Source organism: Conexibacter sp. SYSU D00693, assembly GCF_017084525.1.
In the GTDB taxonomy this organism is placed as follows: Bacteria; Actinomycetota; Thermoleophilia; order Solirubrobacterales; family Solirubrobacteraceae; genus Baekduia.
Genome location: NZ_CP070950.1, coordinates 2,004,386 through 2,028,547 on the forward strand (window position 1 = coordinate 2,004,386; position 24,162 = coordinate 2,028,547).

The 24,162-nt window shown below is 74.5% G+C and carries 25 protein-coding genes and 1 tRNA gene; 7 read left to right on the top strand and 19 right to left on the bottom strand.

The window, feature by feature from the left end; genetic code table 11:
- Positions 1–27 precede the first annotated feature (27 nt).
- The 8 genes from JUB12_RS09895 to JUB12_RS09930 all read right to left on the bottom strand — a co-directional run bounded on the left by JUB12_RS09895 (position 28) and on the right by JUB12_RS09930 (position 4,737).
- Positions 28–297, bottom strand: coding sequence for a hypothetical protein (locus tag JUB12_RS09895; protein ID WP_205699462.1), 270 nt, complete (start codon positions 295–297; stop codon positions 28–30).
- Positions 294–1,103 carry a DUF1963 domain-containing protein gene (locus JUB12_RS09900; RefSeq protein ID WP_205699463.1) on the bottom strand — a complete coding sequence of 270 codons (810 nt, stop codon included), beginning with the start codon at positions 1,101–1,103 and terminating at the stop codon, positions 294–296. Before JUB12_RS09900 ends, JUB12_RS09895 begins: the two co-directional genes overlap by 4 nt.
- A 252-nt stretch (positions 1,104–1,355) precedes the next feature.
- Positions 1,356–1,895, bottom strand: a complete 540-nt coding sequence (locus JUB12_RS09905) for an AHH domain-containing protein (protein ID WP_205699464.1) — start codon at positions 1,893–1,895, stop codon at positions 1,356–1,358.
- A 99-nt stretch (positions 1,896–1,994) separates the two neighbouring features.
- Positions 1,995–2,068: transfer RNA gene (locus JUB12_RS09910), tRNA-Met, on the bottom strand.
- Positions 2,046–2,810, bottom strand: a complete 765-nt coding sequence (locus JUB12_RS09915; protein ID WP_205699465.1) for a DUF72 domain-containing protein — start codon at positions 2,808–2,810, stop codon at positions 2,046–2,048. Before JUB12_RS09915 ends, JUB12_RS09910 begins: the two co-directional genes overlap by 23 nt.
- 9 nt (positions 2,811–2,819) lie before the next feature.
- The gene (locus JUB12_RS09920) at positions 2,820–3,245 is read right to left on the bottom strand and encodes a PaaI family thioesterase (protein ID WP_205699466.1); all 426 of its coding nucleotides are present in this window, start codon (positions 3,243–3,245) and stop codon (positions 2,820–2,822) included.
- Positions 3,242–4,120 (bottom strand): SDR family NAD(P)-dependent oxidoreductase, encoded by an 879-nt coding sequence (locus JUB12_RS09925; protein WP_205699467.1) that lies wholly within the window; start codon positions 4,118–4,120, stop codon positions 3,242–3,244. The genes JUB12_RS09920 and JUB12_RS09925 overlap by 4 nt, the downstream gene beginning before the upstream one ends.
- A gap of 11 nt (positions 4,121–4,131) precedes the next feature.
- A complete protein-coding gene (locus JUB12_RS09930) occupies positions 4,132–4,737 on the bottom strand; it encodes a rhomboid family intramembrane serine protease (RefSeq protein WP_205699468.1) in 606 nt (201 codons plus the stop codon).
- Between the two features lie 46 nt (positions 4,738–4,783).
- Between JUB12_RS09930 and JUB12_RS09935 the strand changes: the two genes are divergently transcribed.
- Together JUB12_RS09935 and JUB12_RS09940 are read left to right on the top strand one after the other, a co-directional pair.
- Complete coding sequence (locus JUB12_RS09935; RefSeq protein ID WP_205699469.1) at positions 4,784–5,392, top strand: hypothetical protein; 609 nt, start codon at positions 4,784–4,786, stop codon at positions 5,390–5,392.
- A gap of 13 nt (positions 5,393–5,405) precedes the next feature.
- The gene (locus JUB12_RS09940; RefSeq protein ID WP_205699470.1) at positions 5,406–6,353 is read left to right on the top strand and encodes a Ppx/GppA phosphatase family protein; all 948 of its coding nucleotides are present in this window, start codon (positions 5,406–5,408) and stop codon (positions 6,351–6,353) included.
- A 47-nt stretch (positions 6,354–6,400) separates the two neighbouring features.
- Here the strand turns inward: JUB12_RS09940 and JUB12_RS09945 are convergent, their stop codons facing one another.
- Entirely contained in the window at positions 6,401–7,084 is a 684-nt protein-coding gene (locus JUB12_RS09945; protein ID WP_205699471.1) for an SDR family oxidoreductase, read from the bottom strand.
- Positions 7,081–7,824 (bottom strand): SDR family NAD(P)-dependent oxidoreductase, encoded by a 744-nt coding sequence (locus JUB12_RS09950; protein ID WP_205699472.1) that lies wholly within the window; start codon positions 7,822–7,824, stop codon positions 7,081–7,083. The genes JUB12_RS09945 and JUB12_RS09950 overlap by 4 nt, the downstream gene beginning before the upstream one ends.
- Positions 7,825–7,947: 123 nt before the next feature.
- On the opposite strand from JUB12_RS09950, the gene JUB12_RS09955 reads away from it, so the two are divergent.
- Positions 7,948–8,856 carry an AraC family transcriptional regulator gene (locus JUB12_RS09955; RefSeq protein WP_205699473.1) on the top strand — a complete coding sequence of 303 codons (909 nt, stop codon included), beginning with the start codon at positions 7,948–7,950 and terminating at the stop codon, positions 8,854–8,856.
- A gap of 9 nt (positions 8,857–8,865) precedes the next feature.
- On the opposite strand, the gene JUB12_RS09960 is transcribed toward JUB12_RS09955, so the two are convergent.
- Positions 8,866–9,288 (bottom strand): DUF2000 domain-containing protein, encoded by a 423-nt coding sequence (locus JUB12_RS09960; protein ID WP_205699474.1) that lies wholly within the window; start codon positions 9,286–9,288, stop codon positions 8,866–8,868.
- Positions 9,289–9,367: 79 nt separating this feature from the next.
- On the opposite strand from JUB12_RS09960, the gene JUB12_RS09965 reads away from it, so the two are divergent.
- Positions 9,368–9,835 (top strand): Lrp/AsnC family transcriptional regulator, encoded by a 468-nt coding sequence (locus tag JUB12_RS09965; RefSeq protein ID WP_205699475.1) that lies wholly within the window; start codon positions 9,368–9,370, stop codon positions 9,833–9,835.
- On the opposite strand, the gene JUB12_RS09970 is transcribed toward JUB12_RS09965, so the two are convergent.
- Positions 9,832–10,395, bottom strand: a complete 564-nt coding sequence (locus JUB12_RS09970; RefSeq protein ID WP_205699476.1) for a TetR/AcrR family transcriptional regulator — start codon at positions 10,393–10,395, stop codon at positions 9,832–9,834. The genes JUB12_RS09965 and JUB12_RS09970 overlap by 4 nt on opposite strands.
- A gap of 91 nt (positions 10,396–10,486) precedes the next feature.
- Here JUB12_RS09970 and JUB12_RS09975 point away from each other — a divergent pair, with 91 nt between their 5' ends.
- Together JUB12_RS09975 and JUB12_RS09980 are read left to right on the top strand one after the other, a co-directional pair.
- Positions 10,487–11,521, top strand: coding sequence for an aldo/keto reductase (locus JUB12_RS09975; RefSeq protein ID WP_205699477.1), 1,035 nt, complete (start codon positions 10,487–10,489; stop codon positions 11,519–11,521).
- Between the two features lie 13 nt (positions 11,522–11,534).
- The gene (locus JUB12_RS09980) at positions 11,535–12,401 is read left to right on the top strand and encodes an LLM class flavin-dependent oxidoreductase (protein WP_205699478.1); all 867 of its coding nucleotides are present in this window, start codon (positions 11,535–11,537) and stop codon (positions 12,399–12,401) included.
- A 243-nt stretch (positions 12,402–12,644) separates the two neighbouring features.
- Here JUB12_RS09980 and JUB12_RS09985 read toward each other — a convergent pair whose 3' ends face one another.
- Complete coding sequence (locus JUB12_RS09985) at positions 12,645–14,279, bottom strand: acetolactate synthase (protein WP_205699479.1); 1,635 nt, start codon at positions 14,277–14,279, stop codon at positions 12,645–12,647.
- A gap of 109 nt (positions 14,280–14,388) precedes the next feature.
- Here JUB12_RS09985 and JUB12_RS09990 point away from each other — a divergent pair, with 109 nt between their 5' ends.
- Positions 14,389–15,096, top strand: a complete 708-nt coding sequence (locus tag JUB12_RS09990; RefSeq protein ID WP_205699480.1) for a helix-turn-helix domain-containing protein — start codon at positions 14,389–14,391, stop codon at positions 15,094–15,096.
- A gap of 36 nt (positions 15,097–15,132) precedes the next feature.
- Here the strand turns inward: JUB12_RS09990 and JUB12_RS09995 are convergent, their stop codons facing one another.
- The 6 genes from JUB12_RS09995 to JUB12_RS10020 are packed head-to-tail and all read right to left on the bottom strand — an operon-like array spanning position 15,133 to position 23,983.
- A complete protein-coding gene (locus JUB12_RS09995; protein ID WP_205699481.1) occupies positions 15,133–16,611 on the bottom strand; it encodes an MlaD family protein in 1,479 nt (492 codons plus the stop codon).
- Positions 16,611–17,942 carry an MlaD family protein gene (locus tag JUB12_RS10000; protein WP_205699482.1) on the bottom strand — a complete coding sequence of 444 codons (1,332 nt, stop codon included), beginning with the start codon at positions 17,940–17,942 and terminating at the stop codon, positions 16,611–16,613. The genes JUB12_RS09995 and JUB12_RS10000 overlap by 1 nt, the downstream gene beginning before the upstream one ends.
- Complete coding sequence (locus tag JUB12_RS10005; protein ID WP_205699483.1) at positions 17,939–19,507, bottom strand: MlaD family protein; 1,569 nt, start codon at positions 19,505–19,507, stop codon at positions 17,939–17,941. The genes JUB12_RS10000 and JUB12_RS10005 overlap by 4 nt, the downstream gene beginning before the upstream one ends.
- Positions 19,504–21,081, bottom strand: coding sequence for an MlaD family protein (locus JUB12_RS10010; RefSeq protein ID WP_205699484.1), 1,578 nt, complete (start codon positions 21,079–21,081; stop codon positions 19,504–19,506). Before JUB12_RS10010 ends, JUB12_RS10005 begins: the two co-directional genes overlap by 4 nt.
- The gene (locus tag JUB12_RS10015; protein WP_205699485.1) at positions 21,078–22,607 is read right to left on the bottom strand and encodes an MlaD family protein; all 1,530 of its coding nucleotides are present in this window, start codon (positions 22,605–22,607) and stop codon (positions 21,078–21,080) included. Before JUB12_RS10015 ends, JUB12_RS10010 begins: the two co-directional genes overlap by 4 nt.
- Entirely contained in the window at positions 22,604–23,983 is a 1,380-nt protein-coding gene (locus tag JUB12_RS10020) for an MlaD family protein (RefSeq protein WP_205699486.1), read from the bottom strand. The genes JUB12_RS10015 and JUB12_RS10020 overlap by 4 nt, the downstream gene beginning before the upstream one ends.
- Between the last annotated feature and the right edge of the window lie 179 nt (positions 23,984–24,162).

A 24,162-nucleotide genomic window follows, 5' to 3' on the forward strand; every position in this document is an offset into this window, starting at 1 on the left:
TGTGGGCAGGACCTTTCACGGCGACCGTCAGCAGCGGTGGCGCGAACTCACATCATCGTTGTACGTATCGAACCCGAAGTTTCGGGTGTAGTCGCCCAGCGACCCGATGAGCACCCTCGGACCCCAACCGATCCGATCGCCCTCGCCGTCGTTGTCAACGGACAGCGTGCCAGTGTGGTTGCCGGTATCCAGAGAGGAAGCGTTGTCGTTGTAGCTGCCCGTGAGGTTGAACCAGGAGTAGCACGAGTTCGTGTCCACTCGCCAGCCGTGCCACCCGCCGTGCTCCCAGATCTTCATGGGCTCGGCCGTTGAGTGGTAGGCGGCCCGGGCGCGCGCGTTCCGTCGCTTCTTGGCGACCCGACGGCAAGCGTGCCCGCCGCGGGCAGGAGCTCTCGACCCGCGATGTCCGGAAGCTCGTCAAGGACCATCGTCGCGAGGTGCGTAAGCCGTCGACCCTCCCCCGCGGGCCAGTCGGTTCCCGTAGGAAGGAGCGGTCGACCGCCCAACCGGCTGAGTCCATGCCCCCCGGCCTCCAGGACGAGCGCCCAGCTACCCGCGACGTGGTCGTTGGTGACAGGCGTCCCCAGCCGCCTCGCCGCATCCCGAGCGAGGCTCGGTTCCGATGCCGCATGAAGCGCGTCGCCGCGGAGGATGGCGTGGAGGCGGTCGTTGCCGAGCGCAACGCGGCTGGGCCTGAGCGCGTCCCCGTCCTCGTAGACATCTTGTGCTTGGACCAGGACGGCAAACCCCTCCCCGATCTGGGACCAGTCGCGGCTCGCGAGGACCGCAGCGAGATCCTGCGCGAGAATTCCGACGGTCTCCTGATCGCCCTGCGCGGCCTCGAGGACGACGGCACGGGCCCCACCGAGATCGAGCCGAACCGCGTCCCAGTCTCCGCGGCCAGCTTCTGGCCAGCCTGCCTCATACGCGATGCTGGTGAGGGCATCCTCGCGGCTCGAGGTCCGCTCGTCACCGACTCGAAGGAAGCCGTCGCCGACAAGCGCGCCGACCACCGCAGCGTCGTCGCCCCACCACGCGATGTCGACCACTGCGAAGACGGGGCTCGCAACGAGATGGCAAGCCCCGCGGATCGCGGCGGACACCGCTTCCGCCAGCGCACGCACGGACTCAACAGATGGATGTCCCACCTCAGTCGTGCGCCGTCCCGGCTGCCAATGGATCGACCGGACGCGGTGGCCGGGTCTCACGCTTCGTCCGTCGGAGTCGCCCGGCTCGACCTCGTTGGGTAACGCAGCGGATCAGGTTCATCGTCTACGCGATATCACACGAGGCAGCGACCGACCGGGCCCGCGGGTTTGCGCTCAGGCGCTCACCGGTCCCGCGCCGCTTCCAACCTAGTACCCGGGACGCTCCACTCCGAAGTTGCCCGCATGGAGCCGGGTCTTGGCAACGGCCAGACTGTCCAACATGGCGGTTCGGTTCGCCGGCTTGCAGTACTCGGGGACAACAGCAATGGTCTGTTCAAGCCGGTCGAAGTACGCATTCTGGAATGTGTCGGCGTGGTACGTGCGCTGCGCGAGGTCAGGGGCGCTCTCGCGTAGCTGCCGGTAGGCCCTCGTTTCCTTCCCGTTACGTGTCTTGCGGAGGCCCGGCCCTCGAAGGTAGATGCCGTTCGCCGCCAGATTCGGATGTAGCCGACACCGGAACGACCTCGCACGTTGCACTCTCGCACGGCGATCACCGGTCGGGATGATGTGGTGAGCATCCCAGCCACGCTGAACGCCCGCCGGCTTGAACGGCTCATCGCCGAGTACCAGCCTCAGCTGCCGCGCAGGTGGCCTCGTCTGCAGATCACCGGTATCACGGCTGTACTTGCCCAACGTGGAGTATGCGGCTGCCTCGCGAAGGCGTCGCAGCTTCATCTCGACGATCACGTGCTTGCCACCGTGACGACGATCCCGGCCTGCTGAAGCCCGTACGACACACAGCCCGCAGAACGAGGAGAGGCCCGGTAGAACCGGGCCTCTCGGAAGTAGCGGGGGCGGGATTCGAACCCGCGACCTTCGGGTTATGAGCCCGACGAGCTACCAGACTGCTCCACCCCGCGGCGGACTTCGCAGTGTAGCACCGGTGAGCTGCTGGAGGAGCTTCGCGTTGCGCACGGCGAAGCCCTCCCAGTCGTTGTTGAAGTAGACGAGGACGTCGTGGTCCTCGGCGAGCTCGAGGAGCTTCGGCGCCCACGCCTCGAGCTCGGTCCGGGAGTAGTTGCCGCGCCGGCCGCGGTGGCCGAAGTGGAAGCGCACGAGGGTGAAGTCGGCGGTCGTGACGACGGGCTGGAAGGGGCGGTCGGGGTGCTCGCCGATGACGAGCCCCACGCCGTGCCAGTGCAGGAGCTCGAGGACCTCGTCGCAGAACCAGCTCTCGTGGCGGAACTCGAAGCAGTGGCGTCCCTCGGGCAGCGCGTCGAGGCAGGCGGCCAGACGCGGGACGTCCTTGCGGAAGCTCTCGGGCAGCTGCCAGAGGACCGGCCCCATCTTCGGGTGGCCGACCAGCGGCGCGATGGCCGCGTAGAAGCGCTCGACGCCCTGCTCCATGTCGGTCAGGCGCTTCATGTGGGTCAGGAAGCGGCTGGCCTTGACGGTGAAGAGGAAGTCCGCCGGCGTCTGCTCGAGCCAGTTCGCCACGGCCTCGGGCTTGGCGAGCCGGTAGAAGGTCGAGTTGACCTCGACGGTGTCGAAGACCTCGGCGTAGCGCGCCAGCCACCGGGACGTCGGGAGCTTGGGGGCGTAGAGCACGCCCTTCCAGCTGCGGTAGCTCCACCCGGAGCAGCCGATGCGCAGGTCGCCCATCCCGATCGGTCATGCCCGGCGCGTCGAGATGAAGAGCGCCTCGGCCCGCGCGATCGGCTCGTCGCCGACGCGCAGGTCGCCGCTGACCCACAGCTTGCGGCCCTCGCGGCGCACGACCTCGCACGCCACGACAGGCCGCTGCCCCGGCGCGCCCGGCCGCAGGAAGTCGACCGACATGGTCGCCGTGACGCAGTCGCCGCCGAGCTCGAGGTACGCCAGGCGGCCGAGCCCCTCGTCGAGGGCGGTCATGAGCATGCCGCCATGGGCCCGGCCCGCGGCGCCCTCGTGCACGTCGCGCAGCGCCACCGTCGCCCTGAGCGCCCCGTCCGCCCAGCGCTCCACGGTGAACCCGAGCGACGCGGGGTTGCGCGAGCCGCAGGCCAGGCATCCCGGGTTGTGGTCCTCGGCGGCGGCGAGGCGCTCCTGGGCGTTCACCGCACCGGCCCGCCGAACGCGCGCCAGGTCGCCAAGCCGATCGCGTCGGGGTTCAGCGGCTCGTGGACCGCCGGGTCGCCCGCGAAGGCGGCGAGCGCGTCGTCGTCCCAGGGGCCGTCGGCGCGGCGGGTCGCCCGCGGCGCCGGGTGCGACCAGACGGTGAGCTCGCGCCCGTCGAACGCGAACAGCTGGCCGCGGACGTGGGCCGACGCCGGCGACGCGAGGTACGAGACGAGCGGCGCGACCTGCGCCGCGTCCCCCAGGTGGGCGGCCACCTCGGGCGCCGCCTCCACGCCGGCGGTGAGGTCGGTCCTCGCCCGCGGGTAGACGGCGTTGACGCGACACCCGCGGTCGTGCAGCTCCACGGTGAGCGCCCGGGTCAGGGCGTCGATCCCGCCCTTGGCCGCCGCGTAGTTCGACTGGCCCGTGAGGCCGAAGAGCGAGCTGCCGGAGGTGACGTTGACCACGCTGAGCCCGTCGTCGCCGCGCGCCGCGTAGGCCGCGCGGGTCATGAGCCACGTCCCGCGCAGGTGGACGGCGAGCACCGCGTCGAGGTCCTCGGGCGCCAGCCGGCCGAGCCGCCCGTCGCGTGCGATGCCCGCGTTGTTGACCAGCGCGTCGGGCGGGCCGAAGCGCTCCGTCGCGAGCCCGACGAGCCGGGCGGCCACCGCCTCGTCGGCGACGGAGCCCGCGACGCCCGCAACCGCATGGCCGTCGGCCGTGAGCTCTTCGACCACCCGCGCGAGGCGGTCCTCGTCGACGCCGTTGACCACCACCCGGGCGCCGCGCCGGGCGAGGTCGCGCGCGAAGGCGAGGCCGAGCCCGCGCGTGGAGCCGGTGACGACGACCACCCGGTCAGACAGCTGTCCAGACACGACGTCTGAGGCTACTGCCTGCGCGCCGGCGCGAGCACCCGCGCCGCGACGACGCCGCCCACGGCGCCGAAGAGGTGACCCTGCCAGGAGATGCCGTCCTCCGGCACGAGGCCCTGCAGGAGCGTCACGCCCCACACCGCCAGGACGAGCGCGCCGACCGCCAGCTCGAGCAACCGCCCGCTCAGCACGCCACGCGCGACGAGGTACGCCGCGAAGCCGAAGACGAGGCCGCTGGCCCCGATGTGGACCGTGTTCTCGGGCGCCACCAACCAGGTCCCCAGGCCCCCGACGACCATGACGATCGCCATCACGCCGAGCAGCCGCGCCGCGCCGCTGAGGGCGATGAGCCCGCCGAGCAGCGCGAACGGGACGGTGTTGCCGACGAGGTGGTCGAAGCCGCCGTGCAGGAACGGGGAGAAGAGGATCCCGTCGAGGCCGTCGACGTGGCGCGGGACGATGCCGAAGCGGTCGAGGTCCAGGTCGCCGACGCGGTCGACCACCCCCTCGGCCCACATCACCCCGAGCGAGCCCGCGACGATCGCCAGGCCGGTCTCGCGGCTGGCCGCCGCGTCGCTGCGCTCGACCCCGTCTCCGACGCGCTCCCCCAGGGCCGCCATGGCGACCCACGCTACCGGCCGCCCCGGGCGGGGTAGGGCCGCGGGCATGGACGAGGTGCTCCCCGGACTGCTGCACTGGCCGACCTTCCACGACGGCATCGGGCAGGTGGTCCACTCCCACCTGCACGTCGCCTCGGGCGCGATCTTCGACCCGCGGCTGCCCGAGGGCGGCGTCGCGGGGCTCGAGCACGCCGGCATCCCGTCGGTGGTCCTGCTCTCCAACCGCCACCACCTGCGCCACAGCGCCGAGGTCGCCGAGGCCTTCGGGTGTCCGATCCGCTGCCACGAGGCCGGCCTGCACGAGTTCGAGGGCGACGAGGCGCCACAGGTGGAGGGCTTCGCCTGGGGCGACGAGGTCGCGGCGGGCGTGCGCGCGGTCGAGCTCGGCGTGCTCTGCCCGGAGGAGACGGTCTTCCACATCGACGCCGGCCCCGGCGTCCTGCTCTTCGCCGACGCGGTCGTGCGCTGGGAGGGCGAGCTGGCCTTCGTGCCCGACGACCTCCTCGGCGACGACCCCGAGGCGATCAAGGCGGGCATCAAGGAGCACCTGGGTCGCATCGCGCAGGACGAGGAGTTCGACGCGCTGCTCTTCGCGCACGGCGAGCCCATGCCCACCGGCGGCCGGGAGGCGCTGCAGGCCTTCGCCGCTGGCTAGGGTCCCGCGCCGCATGCGCGTGGCCGTCGTCGACATCGGGACCAACTCGACCCGCCTGCTCGTGGCCGACGTCGCGCCCGACGGCGCCGTCAGCGAGCTGGAGCGCCGTTCGACCGTCACCCGCCTGGGCCAGGGCGTCGACACCTCCGGCGCGCTGGCCGAGGAGGCGATGGACCGTGTCCGCGCGGTGCTCACCGGCTACCGCGCGTGCATCGACGAGCTCGGCGCGACCGCGACCCGCGCCGTCCTGACGTCGGCGGTGCGCGACGCGCGCAACGGCGCGGCCTTCACCGAGGAGGTCCGCGAGCGCTTCGGCCTCGACGCCCGCACGCTGCCCGGCGAGGAGGAGGCGCGCCTGACCTTCCTCGGCGCGACCTCCGAGCGCGCGGACGACCGCGACACCGTGCTCGTCGTCATCGACGTCGGCGGCGGCTCGACGGAGTTCGTCGTCGGCGCCGGGCGCGAGGTGCGCTTCGAGGTCTCCACGCAGGCCGGCGTCGTGCGCCAGACCGAGCGCCACCTCCACGACGACCCGCCCACCGCCGAGCAGGTGCAGGCGCTCGTCGACGACGTCGCGCGCACGTTCGCCGACGCCGTCCCCGCGGACGTCCGCGCCAGCGTCCAGGCCGGCATCGCCGTCGCCGGCACCGCGACCTCCAGCGCCTCGATCACCCTGGGCCTCGAGCCCTACGACCCCGACCGCGTCCACGGCTTCACCGTCACCGCCGACCAGGTCGACGCCCTGGTGCAGCGCATGGCGGCCCTGCCGCTGGAGGAGCGCCGCGACGTCGCCGGCCTGCACCCCGACCGCGCGCCGACGATCATCGCCGGCATGGTCCTGCTGCGCGAGGCGCTGCGGACCTTCGGCCTCGCCCACGTCGAGGTCTCCGAGCACGACATCCTGCGCGGCGCCGCGCTGTCGCTGGCCCGCGAGGCCACCGGTGCCGATCCACCGTCCTGACCGCTCAGCCGCCCCGCGTGGCAGGGTCGTGTCCCGCGTGGCGCTGGTCAGCGGATGACGAGCTGGGCGTCGGTGCCCTCGCGGGCCGACGCCCACATCGCAGCGGCGAGGTCCGCCGGGGCGTGGCCGCCCTCGCCGATCGGGCCGACGATGACGGTGTGCAGGACATGGACGCCCTCGGGCGCGAGCTGGTCGTGGAGCATCCCGAACCAGGTGGCCTGTGCGGCGTTGACGATGCCGCTGGCCGCGCGCTCGGGCCGCGGGGTCAGGACGGCGGAACCGGTGGTGAACAGCAGCGTCCCGCGGCCGGCCTCGCGCATCGCCGGCAGGACCGCCGAGACGGCGGCGGCCGGCCCGACGACCCCGAGTGCGAGCGCCGCGCCGAGGTCCTGCGCCGTGGTGTCGACCGCGGGCTTGATCGTCGCGACGTCCGGCAGCGGGCTCACGCAGAGCACCTCGACCGGCCCGAGGCGCCTCTGCAGGTCGCCGACGGCCGCGGCGACGGCGTCGGGGTCGCGGACGTCGGCCAGGGCGTAGGCGGCGCGACGGCCGTCGGCCTCGAGGTCACGGACCGTCGCGCTGAGCCGCTCGCGGTCACGCGCGACGAGGGCGACCGGGTGACCGTCGTCGGCGAAGCGCCGAGCGACGGCGAGGCCGACACCCGGGCCCGCGCCGAGGACGAGGACGGCGCCGGGCTGCGCCCGGCCGGTGGTGTCCGTGCTCGGGGTCACTGCGCCGTCCACCCGCCGTCGACGGCGACGAGCGCGCCGGTGATGAAGCTCGACGCGTCCGAGGCGAGGAACGCGATGGCCTCCGCGACCTCCTCGGGGCGGCCGATGCGCCCGATCGGGTGGGCGTCGCCGAAGCTCGCGAGCATCGCCCGGCCGTCCTCGACCACCCCCTCCATGATGTCGGTGTCGATGACGCCCGGCAGGACGGCGTTGGCGCGGATGCCGCGCCGGCCGCCCTCGAGCGCCAGGACGCGGGTGATCTGCGCGATGGCGCCCTTGGACGCGGCGTAGGCCACCTGGGTCTCGAACGCCACGACGGAGGACACCGAGCCGACGTTGACGATCGCCCCGCCGTCGTCCATCGCCGTGAAGGCCGCGCGCGCGTGGAGGAAGGTGCCGCGGGCGTTGATGGCGAGGATGCGGTCGAAGTCCTCGACCGTGGTCTCGGTGACCGGCTCGTTGAGCGTGCGTCCGGCGTTGTTGACCAGGACGTCGAGGCGGCCGAAGCGCTCGAGGGCGAGGCCGACGGCGGCGCTCGCCGCGGCCTCGTCGGCGACGTCGCCGGTGGCGGTGGCCACGTCGTCGGCGGCGAGGTCGTGGACGGCGTCGGCGCGGTCCGTGGCGACGACGCGGGCGCCGCGCTCGCGCAGCAGCTCGGCCGTCGCGCGGCCGATGCCGCGGGCCGCGCCGGTGACGAGGGCGACGCGGCCCGTCAGGCCGTAGGCGGTGGTGGTGGCCATGGCCTCAGCGTCGCCCCGCGCGGTCGCAGATCCTGGCCGGATCGGGCCGCGTCCTTGCACGATCCTGCCGACGGCGCCCGGATCGGCGCCTGGTCAGCCGTCCTCCGGGGCACACTCGGGGTCATGGACCTCGCGCTCGAGCGCCTGCGGGACGGCATCGACCGCCACGCGCAGCAGCCACGGACCTCCACGCGCATCGACGGCCTCACGCTCTTCCGCCAGGCCGTGGTCCGCGACGGGGTCGCGACGATGTACCAGCCGTCGCTGTGCGTCGTGGCGGGCGGGCGCAAGCAGGTGGTCCTCGGCGACCGCGTCTTCGACCTCGGCCCCGGCGACCTCCTCGTCGTCGCCGTCGAGGTGCCCGTCACCGGATGCGTCGTCGCGGCCACACCGGAGGACCCGTACCTCGGGCTGACCGTCGACCTCGACCGCGCACGGCTGGCCGACCTCCTGCTCACCCTGCCGCCGGCACGCGGCGCTGCCCCATCCGCGGGGGCAGCCGCCGGGATCGCCACCGGCCAGCTCGACGGGCCGCTCCTCGACGCGCTCGCCCGGCTCGTCGGGCTGCTCGACGAGCCGCAGGCCGCGCCGGCGCTCGCGCCGCTCGTGGAGCGCGAGCTGCACTTCCGGCTGCTGACCGGCGACCACGCCCCGCTGGTGCGCCAGATCGCCACGGCCGACAGCCACCTCGCGCAGATCGCCTCTGCCACGGACTGGATCCGCGAGCACCACGCCGAGCCGATGCGCGTCGAGGAGCTCGCCCGCCGAAGCGCCATGAGCGCCACCTCGTTCCACCGCCACTTCAAGGCCGTGACGATGCTGACGCCGCTCGAGTACCGCACGCGCATCCGCCTGCAGGAGGCGCGGCGGCTCATGCTCGTCGAGGACCTCGACGCGGCCTCCATCGGTCTGGCCGTGGGCTACGAGAGTCCCTCCCAGTTCAGCCGCGAGTACCGCCGGCACTTCGGCGCGACGCCCGCGGCCGACGCGGTGCGGCTGCGCGCGCAGGCCACGGGCCGGGTCGCGGCCTAGGACATGCGCTCACGGATGCCGGCGCAGGCCGCGCAACACGGCGTCGGCATCGCGGTGGGGCGCCCGCAGCCCCAGGCCGACGAGCTCGAGCTCCTCGGTCGGCACGGCGCGCACGGCGGCGCGGTTCTCGGCGTCGTCGCCGGTCGAGAACATCTGCGCGGTGTAGATCGCGAGCTCGACGCCCCGGTTGGCCGCCCGGGCGCGGGCGCGGGCCAGCTCAGCGCCTGAGGCCTCGAGGACGAGCAGCGGCTGGACCAGCAGCGGCAGGTAGCGCGCGCCGTCGGCGTCCTCGTAGGGCTCGCCGATCGCCTCGGGCTCGGCGGCGCCGACGAGCCCGCTGACCAGGAAGGCGGTGACGTTGAGCCGCTGCCAGGCGGCGAGGTCGTCGCGCACGACGACGGCCGCCTTGGTGGGGAAGTCGGTGACGCCCATCGCGGCGAAGTGCTACCAGCCGTCCGGCGACTCCGCCCATCTTCCGCACGCTGTCCGGCCGACAGCCATGATCTCCGGCATGGATGCGGTGGACTGGGAGATCGTGCGGATCCTGCAGGACGATGCACGGGTGACGAACCGCGAGCTCGCGGAGCGCGTGCACGTCTCCCCGTCGACGAGCTCGGAGCGCACGCGCGCGCTGCAGGCCTCCGGCGTCGTCTCGGGGTACCACGCGACGATCGCCATGGACGCCCTCGGCCGCCACGTCCAGGCGATGATCGCCGTGACCGTGCGCCCGCCCACTCGCGAGCTCGTGGAGGGCTTTCGCAACTGGGCGGCCGGCCTGCCGGAGGTGCTCAGCGTGTTCGTCGTCTCCGGCGGCAGCGACTTCCTGCTCCACGTGGGGGTCCCCGACACCGACGCCCTCTACGGCTTCGTCATCGACCGCCTCACCCAGCGCCCCGAGGTCGCCGACGTCAACACGTCGGTCGTCTACGAGCACCTGCGCCGGGCGGTGCTCGAGCCGCTGGGCGACGACGCGCCCTAGCGCGGCTTGAGGCCGTCGAGGGCGACGCGCAGCAACGGCTCGACGTAGGCCGGCTCACGGTCCAGCCGTCCCACCGCGATCACGAGGTCCAGCGCCTGCTCGAGCGTCACGTCGCTGCGCACCTCCCCCGCCTCCTGCGCGACCGCGAGCAGCGGGGCACCGGCGGCCAGGACGCGGGCGCGGTTGGAGTCGAAGACCGGGTCCTCCCCGCCGACCTGGTCGAGGAGCTCCGCGGCGATCGGGCGCTTGGTCGTGAAGTAGTCGAGGAAGCGTCGCGCCCAGGCCTCGAAGCGCGCGCCCGGCGTCTCGCCCTCCACGGTCTCCGCCGCCGCGCAGAGCGCATCGACCTCGTCGACGTAGAGCGCCTCGAGCAGCTCCCGGCGGCCCGGGAAGTTGCGGTAGAGGGTCGCCATCCCCACGCCGGCACGGCGGGCGACCTCGGCCATCGAGACCTGCGCGCCCTCGGCGGCGAAGGCCTCGCGGGCCGCGGCGAGGACCCTCTCGCGGTTGCGCTGGGCGTCGGCGCGACGGCTCGTCGGTCTGGGGGTGGACGGGGGCACGTTGCTAAGTGGATAGGCTATCCGCTACGGTGAAGCGGACAGGCAATCCGCTTCTTCTCCGCGGACTGTACCCCACCCGCAAGGAGTCCACATGGACCAGCGACCCCTGGGCGCCACCGGCATCTCGGTGAGCCCCCTGGCCCTCGGCGCGATGATGTTCGGCGCCTTCGGCAACCCGGACCACCACGACGCCGCGCGCATCGTCCACCGCGCGCTCGACGCGGGCATCACCTTCGTCGACACCGCCGATGCCTACTCCGCCGGCGAGTCGGAGGAGGTCGTGGGCAAGGCGCTGGCCGGCCGGCGCGACGACGTCGTCCTCGCCACGAAGGTCGGGCTGGCGCTCGACGACGACCCCAACCACCGCGGCGCCTCGCGGCGCTGGATCACGCGCGCCGTCGAGGACTCGCTGCGCCGGCTGCAGACCGACTGGATCGACCTCTACCAGGTGCACCGCCTCGATCCGGCGACCGACCTCGACGAGACCCTGGGCGTCCTCTCCGACCTCCAGCGCGCGGGGAAGATCCGGGCGTTCGGGGCGTCGACCGTGCCGGCGTCGCAGATCGTCGAGGCGCAGTGGGTCGCCGAGCGCCGCGGCCGCGAGCGCTTGCGCACCGAGCAGCCGCCTTACTCCATGCTGACCCGAGCGGTCGAGCACGACGTCCTGCCGACGTGCCTGCGCCATGGCCTGGGCGTGCTCGTCTACAGCCCGCTCGCCGGGGGCTGGCTCTCGGGCGCCTACCGCAAGGGCCGCGAGGTGAGCGGGCCCGGCTCGGTCGCCCGGCGCCAGCGCTTCGCCGCCGCGTTCGACGTGACCTCCCCGGCCAACGCCGCCAAGCTCGAGGCCGCCGACGCGCTCGGCGCGCTGGCCGACGAGGCGGGGCTGACCCTCGTGCAGCTCGCGATCGCGTTCGTCCTGCGCCACCCCGCGGTGACCAGCGCGATCGTCGGCCCGCGCACGATGGACCACCTCGACGGCTACCTCGCGGCCGACGGCGTCGAGCTCTCCGACGAGGTCCTGGACCGCATCGACGAGATCGTCGCGCCGGGCTACACCGTCAACGTCGCCGACAACATGTGGTCGACGGCGACGCAGGACCTCCAGCCCGCGGCGCGCCGGCGCTGAGGAGACGACGACCATGCCCGCCGCTGCGAGCTTCGGCCTCATGACCGCGCCCCAGCAGGTCGCCTACGACGACGTGCTGCGCGTCTGGCAGGAGGCCGACGCCCTTGCCGAGCTCGAGCACGCCTGGCTCTTCGACCACCTCATGCCGATCGGCGGCGACCCGCTCGGGCCGTGCTTCGAGGGCTGGACGCTGCTGTCCGCCCTGGCCGCGCAGACCTCGCGCCTGCGCGTCGGCGTCCTGGTCACCAGCAACCGCTTCCGGCCACCGGCGATGCTGGCCAAGATGGCGGCGACGGTCGACGTCGTCTGCGGCGGGCGGCTGGATCTCGGCATCGGCGCGGGCTCGCGCCCCGCAGCGCCGATCGCCCGCCGCGAGTACGACGCCCACGGCCTGCCGTTCCACGACTTCGGGCACTCCGTCGACGCGCTCGGCGAGGCCTGCGCCGCCATCCGGCGGCTGTGGACCGCCGACGCGCCGTTCGACGTCCACGGCGAGCACGTGCGACTGACCGGCGCCTTCTGCAGCCCCAAGCCGGTGCAGCGCCCCGGCCCGCCGATCGTCATCGGCGGGCGCACCGACCGCCTGCTGCGCGTCGTCGCCGAGCACGCCGATGTGTGGAACGTGCCGGGCGGCGGCGACCTCGACGACGTCGTCGCCCGCAGCAGGCGGCTCGACGAGCTCTGCGCCGAGGTCGGCCGCGATCCCGCCGCCATCACCCGCTCGATCCACCTGCCCGTGGCCTACGACGCGCCGCGGACCACCCGCGAGGCGATCGCCGCGGCCGTCGGCGCCGGGTTCTCCCACGTCGTCCTCGGCCTCACCGCCCCGTACCCCGAGGGCGTCGCCCGGTGGGTGGTCGACGAGGTCCTCCCCCGCTGAACGGCGCCCCATGGACGCACGTCCGATTGTGGCCGCCGCGTCCACGAGGGAAGCTGCGACGGCCGGTGGCGACACCGGCCCCACATAGGCCGGGCAGCAGCCGCGCGAGCGGCACCTCCCGTGTCCCGGCCACCCTGCACCCTCGGCCCCTTCCGGCAACGTACCCCTGCCCGTCCCCGGGGACCGAGACCTCTGAGAGCGCCGCCCCTCCCCTTGGGCGGCGCTCTCGCGTTCTGCGGGCGCCTAGGCCAGGTTGGACTTGCGCGGGTAGACGACGTCCGGGTCGGTCAGGACGTTGACCAGCGCGGGCTTGCCCGCCTCGAACGCGCGGGCCAGCGCCGGCTTGAGGTCGTCCGGACGCTCGACGAGCTCGCCGTGGCCGCCGAGCGCCTCGACGACCTGGTCGTAGCGCGTGGCCGGGCGGAGCTCCGCGGCGACCGAGTAGCCGTAGAGGAACTCCATCGGGTGCTTCTCGAGCGCCCAGATGCCGTTGTTGCCCATCACCCCGACGACGTTGACGCCGTGGCGCGCGAGGGTGTCGAACTCCATGCCGCTGAAGCCGAAGGCGCCGTCGCCCTGGAGCAGCACGACCTGGCGGTCGGGGTGGGCGATCTTCGCCGCCAGCGCGTAGCCCGGCCCGCAGCCCAGGCAGCCGAACGGGCCCGGGTCCAGCCAGCAGCCCGGCTGGTAGGTGTCCATCACGCGCCCGGCGTAGGAGACGAAGTCGCCGCCGTCGCCGATGACGATCGCGTCGCGGTCAAGGACCTCGCCGAGCTCCTGGTACAGCCGCATCGGGTGCAGCGGCGCGCGCGGGTCCTCGAGCTCGGCGCGCTCGGCCTCGCGCTTGGCCGTCTCGGCCTCGCGCAGCCGCGCCACCCACGACGACGTGTCGCGCCCGTCGCCGACGAGGGCGCGCAGCGTCGCGTCGAGGCCGCCGACGAGGTCGGCGGCCACCTCGCGCGGGTGCTGGCGGATCGCCGGGGCGCGGTCGAGGACGACGACCTTCGTCTCGTCGCCGAACGACCCGCCGAAGCCCAGGCGGAAGTCCATCGGCACGCCGATCACCAGCGCGACGTCGGCGCCCTTGAGCCCCTCCCCGCGCGCGCGGGAGAAGAAGAGCTCGTGGTCGGCCGGGACGCAGCCGCGGGCCAGGCCGTTGAGGAAGACCGGGATGCCGCGGCGCTCGGCGAGCTCGAGCAGGGCCGTCTCGCCGTGGCCCCAGTAGAGCCCCGAGCCCGCCATGACGACCGGGCGCTCGGCGCCGTCGAGCAGGGCGAGGACCTCCTCGACGCCCGGCGCCGCCGGCTCGTCGCGCGGGTGCGTGACCGCCGCGGGGCCGGCGGGGTCCTGCGCCTCCATGAAGACGTGGTCCAGCGGGAAGTCGACGAAGGTGGGCCCGCAGTGCGGCGCCAGCGCGGTGGTGATCGCCTCGTCGACCAGCCCCGGGATCTCGGCGCTGGACTGCGCGGTGCGGGCGGACTTCGCCAGCGGCGCGGCGAACGGGACGTGGTCGATCTCCTGGAGCGAGCCCTGGCCCCAGCGCATCGCCGGCGCGCGGCCGCCGAGCACGACCATCGGCGAGCCGCCCTGCAGCGCCGAGCCCATGGCGCTGAGGCCGTTGGTCACGCCGGGCCCCGCCGTGAGCGCGCACACGCCAACCTCGCGGGTGACCTTGGCCCACCCCTCGGCCGCGAACGCCGCGGCCTGCTCGTGGCGCACGTCCACGATGTCGATGCCCTCTTCGCGACATCCGTCGTAGATGGAGAAGAGGTGTCCACCACTCAGGGTGAACAGCTTGGTGACCCCGTGCGCCTTGAGGCGCCTGGCCACCAACCGCCCGCCGTGGACCTTCGTGGCTTGCTCCGTGTCCGCTCCCATCCCCAGAAGCTATCCGCCGAGCGGTCCTCGGGAAGCCCTGAGCGGCGGAATCGACACGGTGTCGCCATCTCCGGGTCTCCGGGCTATCGTTGCTCCGTCCCACGACGCATTGCCTGAACTGCCACGGAGGGAGGCAGCCATTCCGCCCGTACCGCCGCCGAAGCGGCACCCGTACAACCAGTGGGCGCCTGACGCGCGCGCGCTGGACATCGTCGGTGACAAGTGGACGCTCCTGATCGTCCGCGACCTCGCCACGGGCCCGCGACGCTTCGTCGAGCTCCAGCGCACGCTGCCCGGCATCTCGACCGAGCAGCTGCGCTCGCGCCTGAACCGCATGGTGGCCGACGACCTGCTCACGCGCGTCCGGTACCGCGAGGTGCCGCCGCGCGTGGACTACGAGCTCACCGAGCGCGCCCGCGCGCTGCTGCCCGTGGTCGGCGCCGTCGCCCGCTGGGGCTGGCAGTGGGCGTGGGGTGCGCCCGCCGAGGCCGAGCAGGTCGACGTCGGCGCGATCCTGCGCGTGCTCCCCGGTCTGGACCTCGGTCCCGAGGTCGAGGGCACGGTGGAGGTCGTCGTCGAGCGTCCGACCGGCGCCCGCCACCACGTCCTCGAGGTCGAGGGCGGCCGCGTGACCATCACCGAGGGCGAGGCCGAGCAGGCCGACGCCCGCCTGCGCGGCCCCGAGGCCGCCTGGGTCGACGCGCTGGGCCCCGCGGCCGAGCGCGGCGGCCTGCAGCTCGACGGCGACGACGACCTCGCCGCCGCCTTCCTCGACGCCCTCGCGCCGGTCGCGGCTCGCGCCGCCACCGTCGCCTAGCGCGTCCCGTCCGACACCGGCCTCCGCCGGGTGCGCTCAGCGCCCGGCGGAGTAGTCGGCCCGCGTGATCCGCGGGTACTTGCCGGCCACGCCGGTGGGCGGCGTCTGGACGCCCTGCACCCAGCACGACGGCGCGTCGCTGGTCTGGTCGGTCGCCGGGCCCTTCGGGTCGGGCAGCTTGGTCAGGTACGGCGTCGCGTGGCCCGTGTTGTCGCAGTCGAAGCTCGGCAGCGCCATGTACTTCGCGTGCTCGGCGCCCGTCCCGGCGTCCGGCTTGAGGTACGCGTTGCCGCGGTTGCTCGGCAGGCGGTCGGGCCACATCGCGACCGTCTCCAGGCCGTTGGGCCCGAACTGGCGCAGGTAGTGGCCGCGCTCCTGCGGCGTGCGGGTCGCCGTCGTGTCGGCCAGCGCGGCGGCGCCGTTGGTGAAGAAGTCGCTGGTGGTCGACTGGTGGACCTCGAGCCACTCGAGCACCGGGTTGAGCTCCTCGAGGAAGGGCTGCAGCGACCCGAGCAGCGGCTTGGCGGCGCCGAGCACCTCCGTGAGCGCCGGCAGGCCGTCCTTCGACGCGCTGATGAGCGGGTCCAGGCTGCGGTAGGTGCGCTCGAGGCGCGGGGCGAGCGTGCGCAGGTCGCGCACGGCCGGGACGAGGTCCTGGGCGGCGGGCCGCAGGTCGCGCACCACGGGACGGGTGCGCCGGGCGAAGCGCTCGAGGCTCGCGAACGTCAGGCGTGACTCGTCGAGGAACGTCGGCAGGATGCGGATGGTCTGGGCCAGGTCCTCCTGGCGGGCGGCCGTGGCCGCGAACGTGTCGCCCGCGCCCGTGACGAGCGTGCGCAGGCGGCCCTCGTCCTGGCTGAGGGCCTCGAAGACCGACCCGGTGTTGCGCACCAGCCGCCGGACGTCGTCCTCCTGGCCGTCGAGGACCTGGAGCAGCGCGGTGGCGCTGCGCGAGAACGCCGGCAGCGTCCCGATGGCGCCGCTGAGGTCGGCCCCGCGGCGCTCGATGCCCTTGGCCAGCTCCTGCTGCCAGGTCCGGAAGGCCGTGCGGGTCGCCGGGTCGAAGGCCTGGATGACCTCGTCGAGCTCGACGGTGGCCTGGACGCGCGCGTCGGGCAGCCGGGAGCCCTCGCGCAGCGTCGGTCCTGCGCGCGTGCCGGGGGTCAGCTCGACGTAGGTCTCCCCCAGCAGCGTCTTCTGGCGCAGCGTCGCGCGGACGTCGCGCGGCAGCGGCGAGAAGCCGGGGTCGATCTCGAGCGTGGCGAGCGTCCGGTTGCCCTCCGGCGCGAGCTGCTTGTCGCGCACCTTGCCGACCGTCACGCCGGCGACGCGCACGTCGGCCTCGAGGCCGAGCTGCGTGGCCTCGGGGAAGCCGACCTGCACGCGGTAGCCCTTCGGCGCCAGCGGCGTCGGGCCGCCGAAGCTCAGCCACAGGAACAGCAGCAGGCCGAAGCAGGACAGCGCGAAGAGCACCATCGTCAGCAGCCGGCCGAAGGTGGGCGCCTGCTTCTGCATCAGCCGCCGCCTCCCGTGCCCGGGCAGAGCGCCGGGTCGCTGAGCAGCGGCGTGAGCAGGACGTCGAGCGGGTTGCCGCCGTCGGAGGCGACCTGCCGGAGCACGCCGCACGTCGCCGCGATCGCGCCGGCGCGCATCGGCCCGTGCGCGTCGGAGGTCGGCCAGATCGCGGTGCTGTTGTGGTTGAGCCAGGCGATCCAGAAGAGGAAGCCCTCGTCGCGCGCCTTGACCGCCGGGCCCTCGCGCCCGCGCGGGTTGAAGCCGACCATGTTCAGCAGGTGGTTGAGCACCGTGAAGGAGCGGGTGAGCTGCGGCGTCGCGGACCGCAGCTGCTCGGCCGGCGCGTCGAGGCGGCGGACCGTCGGGCGGGCCTGGCGCACGAACGGGCGCACCTGGTCGCGCAGGACCGGCGCCGTCTCGCGGGCGAACGGGGCGAGCTGCGCGTTGGCCCCGGTCAACGCGCGGGCCACAGGACGCAGCTCGTCGGCCGCCGGGGTCAGCACGTCGGCGAAGCGCTCGACGCGGCCCAGCGCGTCGGTCGTCTGGCGCAGGGCGTCGGGCAGCTCGCGCACGGCGGCCGAGACGTCGGTGCCCTCCTGGGCGAAGGCACGCAGGACCTTCGCCGAGGAGCCGACCAGCTCGGCCAGCTCGTCGTCCTTGCCGCCCAGCTCGGCGTTCAGGACGTGGAGGGCGTGGACGAGTCGCCGGAGGTTGGACGCGCGCTCGGCCACCGCCCCGTTGACGCGGGCGAGGTCGCGGTGGGTGGGCTCGAAGCGCCGCAGCACCTCGCGCAGGTCGCCTGCGCGGCCGCGCAGGCCCTCGGCGCCGTCCCCGACGAGGAGCTTCACGTAGTCCCGGGTGTCGGCGTCCAGCGCGGCGAGGACCTCGTCGGTGTTGACGTCGGGCTGGGTGGCGCGGATCGGCATCGTCCAGCCCTCGCGGGCCACCGGCGCCCGCCGAGTGCCGGGCTGCAGCTCGACGAACATGTCCTTCAGTCCGGTCTTCGGACGCAGGAGCGCCGTCGCGTCCGTGCGCACCAGGTCGTCGAACTCGGGGTCGAGCTCGAAGGTCACGACCGCACGCCCCTCCTCCAGCTCGACCTTGCTGATGTCGCCGACGCGCACGCCGCTGACGCGCACGGTCTGGCCCTGGCCCGGCGTGACGGCCTGCGCGGTGGAGAACTCCGCCTTGAGCGTGAACGGCGCCTCCTCCAGCAGCGGGAAGCGCAGCCGCTGGTTGGCCAGGACGTAGCCCGCGACGGCCAGCGCGATCGCGGCGAGCCCGAGGATCGCGATCGCCGGGCGCAGCGACGTGCGGATCGCGCGCCTCACCGGCCGGCCCTCAGTGCGCGCTGGGTCGCCGCCCGCACCTTCGCGAGCGTCTCGCGGGTGGCGGGCTCGGTGATCGCCTTGAGCCGGCGGCCCAGGCCGAGGTCCTTGATCTGGCGGTTGAGCTCGCGGACCTGGCGCTGGACCAGGCGCAGGTAGGGCTGCACCGCATCGGGCGACAGCTCGACCCTGCGGCTCGCGGGCGCCGGATCGGGGACGGTGCGCAGGTCCGGGCGCTCCTGGGTCTCGCACGGCACGTCGGGCCGGTAGGTGGGGCGTGCCGCCGGCTTGGGCGGGTTGAAGCCGAGCACCGGGTTGCCGGTGAGCAGGAGCCGGTCGGCGCCGAGGACCGACGCGTACGTCGAGCTGATGAGCACGCGGAACCACTGGCCGTTGGCGTCGCCCGAGCGCGACTCGCCCGAGATGCCCGGCAGGAACTTCGTGGCCTCCTCGTAGACCTTGCCCTGCGCCTTGATCACCGGGTCCGGGACCGTGTCCTGCGTCCACGGCAGGACGACCTCGTTCTGGCAGCTCGAGGCGGCGCGGACCTGCTCGTAGAGCGGGCGGGTGTCGATGTTCAGGCGGGCCAGGTCCGGGACCAGCGGCCTGAGGTCGGCGGCGAGGCCGCGCAGCTCGGCCTTCGAGGCCAGCCCGCGCAGCTGGCGGGCGAACGGCGCGGTCGCGTCGAGCGCCGGACCGTTCGAGCGCACGGCGGGTCGCAGGTCGGCGACCAGGCGGCGCAGCGGGCCGAAGGAGCGGTTGAGCGACGCGAGCGCGGGCTGGCCGGCCCGCAGCGTGCGTGGCAGCTCGGCGACCGCGCGGCCCAGCGCGACGTCCTCGCGCGCGAAGGCGCCCGCGGCGGCGCGCAGGTCGGTGACGAGCGCCTGCAGTGCGGCCGGGTCGCGGTCGAGGCCCTCCGCGGTCCGCGCCGCCCCCCGCAGCCAGCCGCGGACGTCGCCGCGCTCGGTGCCCAGCGCCGCGGTGCTCACCACCGCGCCGTCGCGGTAGGCGCCCTCCATGTGCCCGATGGCGCCGTTGATGCCGCGCGCGCCGTCGCCCTCGAGCCCGCGGCCGAGCTCGTCGAGCAGCTGCTGCAGGCTCTTGCGGGTGTCGGCCTGCAGCGTCTGCAGGACCTGGTCGACCTGCACCGGCGCCGAGGTCTGCCCGATGCCGATGGTCGCGCCGTCCTCGAGCTCCGGCGCCGAGGGCGAGCCGGGCGAGACGTCGAGGAAGACGTTGCCCTCGAGGAAGATGCGGGGGCGGACCTTGACCGTCGCGTCGCGGTGGATCGGCAGCGCCTTGTCGTCCACGCGCATCGTCACCCTCGTGGCGTCCTCGCCCGGGGCGACGGCCTCCACGTCGGTGACCTCGCCGACGGTGACGCCCGCGACGCGCACGACCGTCCCCTGCTTGACCGACGGCGCCTGCTGGAAGACGGCACGGACCTCGTGGTGGCCGCGGAACGGGACCTCCTTGGTCACCGCGAAGTACGCGACGACGAGCGCGAGGGCGATCGTCAGCAGACCGGCGGGGACGAGCCCGAGGCCGCCGCGGTGGCGCGGGTTCACGGGTTCACCCCCCGCCCGCCGGGCTGGTCGGTGAACGTCTGGCCCTCGGGCACGCGCGAGCGGGTGCGCCCGCTGCCCTTGCCGTTCTTGTCGAAGGTCCGGAAGTTCGGGCCGATGGCCTGCTGGTCGGGGAAGTCGGCCAGCGTCGGCGTGTCGACGACCGCGCGGTCGTAGCGGCCCCCGTACTCCTTGGGCGCCTTGAGGTTGCCGCGCTCGAGGTAGCCCGCGTTGCCCGCCTGGCAGTTGGCGTTGCCGTCGCGGTCGATCGCGTCGTTGCCCCAGGTGTTGGCGTGCAGGTGCTGGGGGGCGGCGCCGGGCTCGACGCCGGGCACGCCGTGGACGAACTCGTTGGCGCCCTGCGCGGTCACGGTGTCGGGCGCCGTCGGGTCGGCGAGGTTGAGCAGGGCCCGCTGGCTCGAGCCCGAGTCGTCGGGCACCGTGAAGTGCTCGGCGGTGAACGTCCAGAACGCGTTCCAGGTGTTGCAGACCGTGACGAACGGCCCGAGGTAGCGCAGCTGGGGCTGGAGCGTGGTGACCGTGGCGCGCAGGCCGCGCAGCGCCCCGGACGTCGTCGGCGCCTCGGCGAGCTCGCGCAGCGCGACGAACGACCGCTGCAGCGGCGGGTAGAGCGCGAGGCTGCGGCGGGTCACGGGCGTGCCGGCCCGCACCGCGCGCGTCAGGGACGGCACGGCGCGGCGCAGCTCGGTCGTGGCGGCGTCCAGGTCGTCGCTGAGCAGGGCGACGTCCTGGAGGAACGGCCGGCCGACGGCCAGCGAGCGCGTGCCCGCGCGCAGCGTCGCGGGACCCTTGGCGATCGTCTGCTGCAGTGCCGGGACGTCGCGCGAGAAGGCGGCGAACGTGTCGGCCATGCTCGTGGCCAGGCGCGCGTTGACCTCGGAGACCGGCGCCACCTCGCCGGCCGCGTCGGACAGCGCGCGGACGAGGCGGTCGAGCTGCGTGCGGTCGTCGGCGAGGTTGGCCATCACCGGGCGCAGGAGGCCGGTGAGCCGCGGCGCGTCCTCGATGAAGGCGCGCACGTCGGTCCCGCGGCCGGCGAGCGCGTCGCCGCCGCCGCGCAGGGCGCGCTGCGCGGCGTCGCGCGTGTCGGCGTCGAAGGTGCCGAAGACCTCGTCGAGGTCGACCGGCACGGTCGTCTGGCGCACGGGGATCGTGCCGCCGTCGGGCAGCGTCTGCCGCGCGCGGCCGCGCTGCAGCTCGACGTACTTCAGGCCGAGCGCGGAGCGGGCGCGCACGACGACGCGGGAGTCGACCGGCAGCGGGCCGACCTCCTCGTCGAGCTTGAGCGAGAGCTTCGCCCCCACCGTCCCGTCGGGCAGCGCGACGGGCTCCATGTCGTCGACGACGCCGACGCGGTAGCCGCCCGTGCGCACCTCGTTGCCGCGCACGACGTTCGCGCCGTTGGCCAGCTGGACCTCGACGGCGCGGGTCGGCACGAAGGGCAGACCGCTGTTGGCGTTGTAGGCCAGGAAGACCGCGACCACGACGACGAGCGTCGTGACGGCCCCGACGAGCACCGGGCTGGCGACGACGGCGGAGGACGGACGGCGGGTCATCGGCCGTCTCCGAGGAGGAAGTCGAGCAGGCGGTCGGTGGCCTGCGGGATGACCCTCGGGAGGTCCTGCAGCGTCGGGACCTTCGGCGCAGGCGGGGCGGTCGTCGGCGTGGGCTGCTGCGGCGCCGGCGCGGCCGGCGCGGGCGCCGCGGGCGTGACGGCGGGCGCCTCGCGGTCGACGCGCGGCGCGGGCCGGCGCGGGGCGGCCCGGCGCCTGGCCGGCTTGGCCTGGGCGGTCGGGTCCTGCGAGACGAGGCCGATCGGGTTGGGCCCGAGGCGCGCCCCGCACTGCGCCTCGACCTCCGGGTGCTCCTTGACCGCGTCGAGGTCCTTGTAGCTCGAGCAGTTCGACATGAACGGCGCGATCTTCAGGTAGTGCTGGCCCTTGTCGTAGAGGTTCGTGGCCATCGTCTGGTCGAAGACGAAGGTGAGGAGCGCCTCGAGGCCGGTGTAGCCCTTGCCGCCCGGGCTGCGCGGGTCCTCCTCGACGGCCCAGTCGCGGTCGTCGAGGTGCTCGAGCACGATCGCGAGGTTGCGCCCGAGCTCGGGCGTGCCGCGCACGGCGCCGCGCAGCAGCTCGGCGACCGGCCCGGCCGCCCTGACCGCGGGGGTGCCCTGGGCGGCCGCCCGGCCGACGGCGGCGAACGCGGGCCGCGAGGCCTGGGCCAGCGGGCCGAGGCCGTCGAGCAGGCGGGTCAGGCCGCGGGCGGAGGCGCGGAGGTTCGCGAGCGTCCGGCCCTGGCTGTCGGCGGCGCGGCCGAGGGCGCGCATCGACGGGGTCAGCTGGCGCAGGAAGCCCGGCAGCTCGTCGAGGCCCGCGGCGAGGTCGTCGCGCCGGGCGGCCGAGGCGGTCGCCGTCTCGCCCGCCTCGACGACGAAGCGCCCGACGTCGCGCCGGTTGGCGGCGAGGTCGCCGATGACGCGGTCGGCGTCCTCGGTCAGCCGGCCGATGGCGTCGGACTGGCGGGCGAGCGTGGCCAGGACGCGGTTGGTCTCGCGCAGGGCCGGCGCCGCGCGGCGCACGGCGGCGTTGAGCGCGCGGCCGTTGCCCGCGACGCCCGCGCCGAGCTCGCCGAGCACGAGCGACAGGCGTTCGCGGTACGGGCGGCGCAGGATGCCGTTGACGAGGTCGGGCGCCACCGTCGAGCCCGTCTGCGCGACGGGGATGCGCGCGCCGTCCTCGAGCTCGCGCCGTGCCGTGCCGGGGAGGCAGTCGAGGAAGTACTCGCCCACCAGCGACTGGGGGCGGCTCTCGCAGTGGACGTCGGCGCGCAGCGCGCCGAAGCCGTCCTCGTCGACGCGGATGCCGACGAGCGCGCGGTTCGTGGCGCGGTCCAGGCGCATCTCGGTGATCGTCCCGGCGCGCACGCCGGCGACCTTGAGGTCGCCGCCCTCGACGAGGCCGAAGGCGTTGTCGAGCTCGACGGTGTACTCGCGGCCACCGCCGTCGCTGCCGCCCGCGCCCAGCGCGGCGACGCCCGCCACGACGACGGCCACGAGCACGAGGGCTGTCGCGACGCGCCTCATCGCCCGAGCGGCACCTGGTTCTCGTCGCACGGGAAGTCAGGCGCCGGCTTCCACACCGCCCCGCGCTCGACCGAGCCCGGGCAGCGCCAGCGCTGGCCGGTCGACACGCCGGCCGCGTTGAACAGCTCGCGCAGCTGCGGCGGGATCGGCAGCAGCGTCCCGTCGGTGACGGCGAAGAGGTTCACGGAGGCGGCGGCGCGGCTGCCGCCGCCCAGGGCGTCGTAGACGCCCGAGTGGCTGAAGTCGTCGAACCAGCCCGTGAGGTCGGGCGCGTACGGACGGGCGGTGGCCAGCAGCGGCGCGCTGCGCTCCAGCGCCTTGGTCGAGGCGGGCAGCGCGCCCTCGCGCTCCACCCCGCCGACGATGGTCGGGCCGACGGCGACGTCGCGCAACGCGGGGGTCGAGCGCACCAGGTCGACGAGGTCGTTGGCGGCGCCGTCGCGGCGCAGCACCTGGTCGAGGTCGCGCAGGGCGGGCGCGGCGTCGCGGGCGGCGGGGCGCAGCTCGGCCAGCGCGCGGCGGAGCTTCGGCGCCACGGGCCGTGCGTCGTCGACCAGCGGCTCGAGGTCGCGCAGCGCCGCGCGGAGGTTCACGAACGTCGTGTTGGAGCGGCGCAGGAACGGCGGCAGGCGCGAGAGGGCGTCGCGCAGGTCGCCGCCGCGGTCGCCGATGGCCTTGGTCGTGGTGGCGAGCTCGTCGACCAGGCCGCGGACGTCGTCGCGGCGGGCGGCGACGTCGGTGACGAGCTTCGCGGAGGCGGTGACGAAGCGGTCGAGGACCTGCTGGTCGCCCGCCAGCGCGTCGAACAGCCGGCTCGAGGACGACAGCGAGGGCTCGAGGTAGGCCAGGCCGCGGTCGAGCTGGTCGCCGCGCTGCGCGTAGGAGGCCCCGAAGCCCTGCACGACGCGTTGCAGCGCCTTGCGTGAGCGCGGGTCGAAGGTGTTGAAGAGCTGGTCGAGGTCGACGGCGCTCGTCGTGGCGCCGGCGGGCAGGCGGCCGCCGTCGGGCAGGTCGGCGCCCGCGCGGTCCTCCGGCGGCATCTGCAGGTCGACGTAGCGGTTGGCCACGCCCGAGAGCGACGTCTGGCGCACGACGGCCTGCACGCCGGCGCGCAGCGGGACGTAGTCCTCGTCGGTGATGCGCAGGTGGACGTCGGCGCCGCCGTCGTCGCCCAGGCGGATCTCCTCCACCTCGCCGATCGCGCGGCCGGCGACCTGCACGAGGTTGCCCTTGACGAGCTGCCCGGCGTTCTCGAAGCGCGCCGTCAGGCGGTAGTCCGCCCCGCCGCCGCCGAGCACGACGACGGCCAGGACCGCCACCGCCACCACCAGGGCGGCAGCCGTCAGGACACGGCTGATCTGTCGCGACCCGCGCACCTCTCCTCAACCCGGACCTGGCCGGCCGCTCCCCAACCGACCAAGATCCGGGGCGACGGTACCCCGGCGCGGAGATCCGGGTCAACCGCCTACCGGGCGCTGGCGCGCGGACATGGGTGGGCGCCGCGCTGTGGCTACCCTGGACCTCCAGGCCGTCGAAGCCGGTGCTTCGGGGCCGA

Coding starts and splice junctions, on each gene's coding strand:
- JUB12_RS09895 (WP_205699462.1), bottom strand. CDS start 297: ATGAAGATCTGGGAGCACGGCGGGTGGCACGGCTGGCGAGTGGACACG.
- JUB12_RS09915 (WP_205699465.1), bottom strand. CDS start 2,810: ATGGGCGACCTGCGCATCGGCTGCTCCGGGTGGAGCTACCGCAGCTGG.
- JUB12_RS09930 (WP_205699468.1), bottom strand. CDS start 4,737: ATGGCGGCCCTGGGGGAGCGCGTCGGAGACGGGGTCGAGCGCAGCGAC.
- JUB12_RS09935 (WP_205699469.1), top strand. CDS start 4,784: ATGGACGAGGTGCTCCCCGGACTGCTGCACTGGCCGACCTTCCACGAC.
- JUB12_RS09940 (WP_205699470.1), top strand. CDS start 5,406: ATGCGCGTGGCCGTCGTCGACATCGGGACCAACTCGACCCGCCTGCTC.
- JUB12_RS09950 (WP_205699472.1), bottom strand. CDS start 7,824: ATGGCCACCACCACCGCCTACGGCCTGACGGGCCGCGTCGCCCTCGTC.
- JUB12_RS09955 (WP_205699473.1), top strand. CDS start 7,948: ATGGACCTCGCGCTCGAGCGCCTGCGGGACGGCATCGACCGCCACGCG.
- JUB12_RS09960 (WP_205699474.1), bottom strand. CDS start 9,288: ATGGGCGTCACCGACTTCCCCACCAAGGCGGCCGTCGTCGTGCGCGAC.
- JUB12_RS09965 (WP_205699475.1), top strand. CDS start 9,368: ATGGATGCGGTGGACTGGGAGATCGTGCGGATCCTGCAGGACGATGCA.
- JUB12_RS09975 (WP_205699477.1), top strand. CDS start 10,487: ATGGACCAGCGACCCCTGGGCGCCACCGGCATCTCGGTGAGCCCCCTG.
- JUB12_RS09980 (WP_205699478.1), top strand. CDS start 11,535: ATGCCCGCCGCTGCGAGCTTCGGCCTCATGACCGCGCCCCAGCAGGTC.
- JUB12_RS09985 (WP_205699479.1), bottom strand. CDS start 14,279: ATGGGAGCGGACACGGAGCAAGCCACGAAGGTCCACGGCGGGCGGTTG.
- JUB12_RS09995 (WP_205699481.1), bottom strand. CDS start 16,611: ATGCAGAAGCAGGCGCCCACCTTCGGCCGGCTGCTGACGATGGTGCTC.
- JUB12_RS10010 (WP_205699484.1), bottom strand. CDS start 21,081: ATGACCCGCCGTCCGTCCTCCGCCGTCGTCGCCAGCCCGGTGCTCGTC.
- JUB12_RS10015 (WP_205699485.1), bottom strand. CDS start 22,607: ATGAGGCGCGTCGCGACAGCCCTCGTGCTCGTGGCCGTCGTCGTGGCG.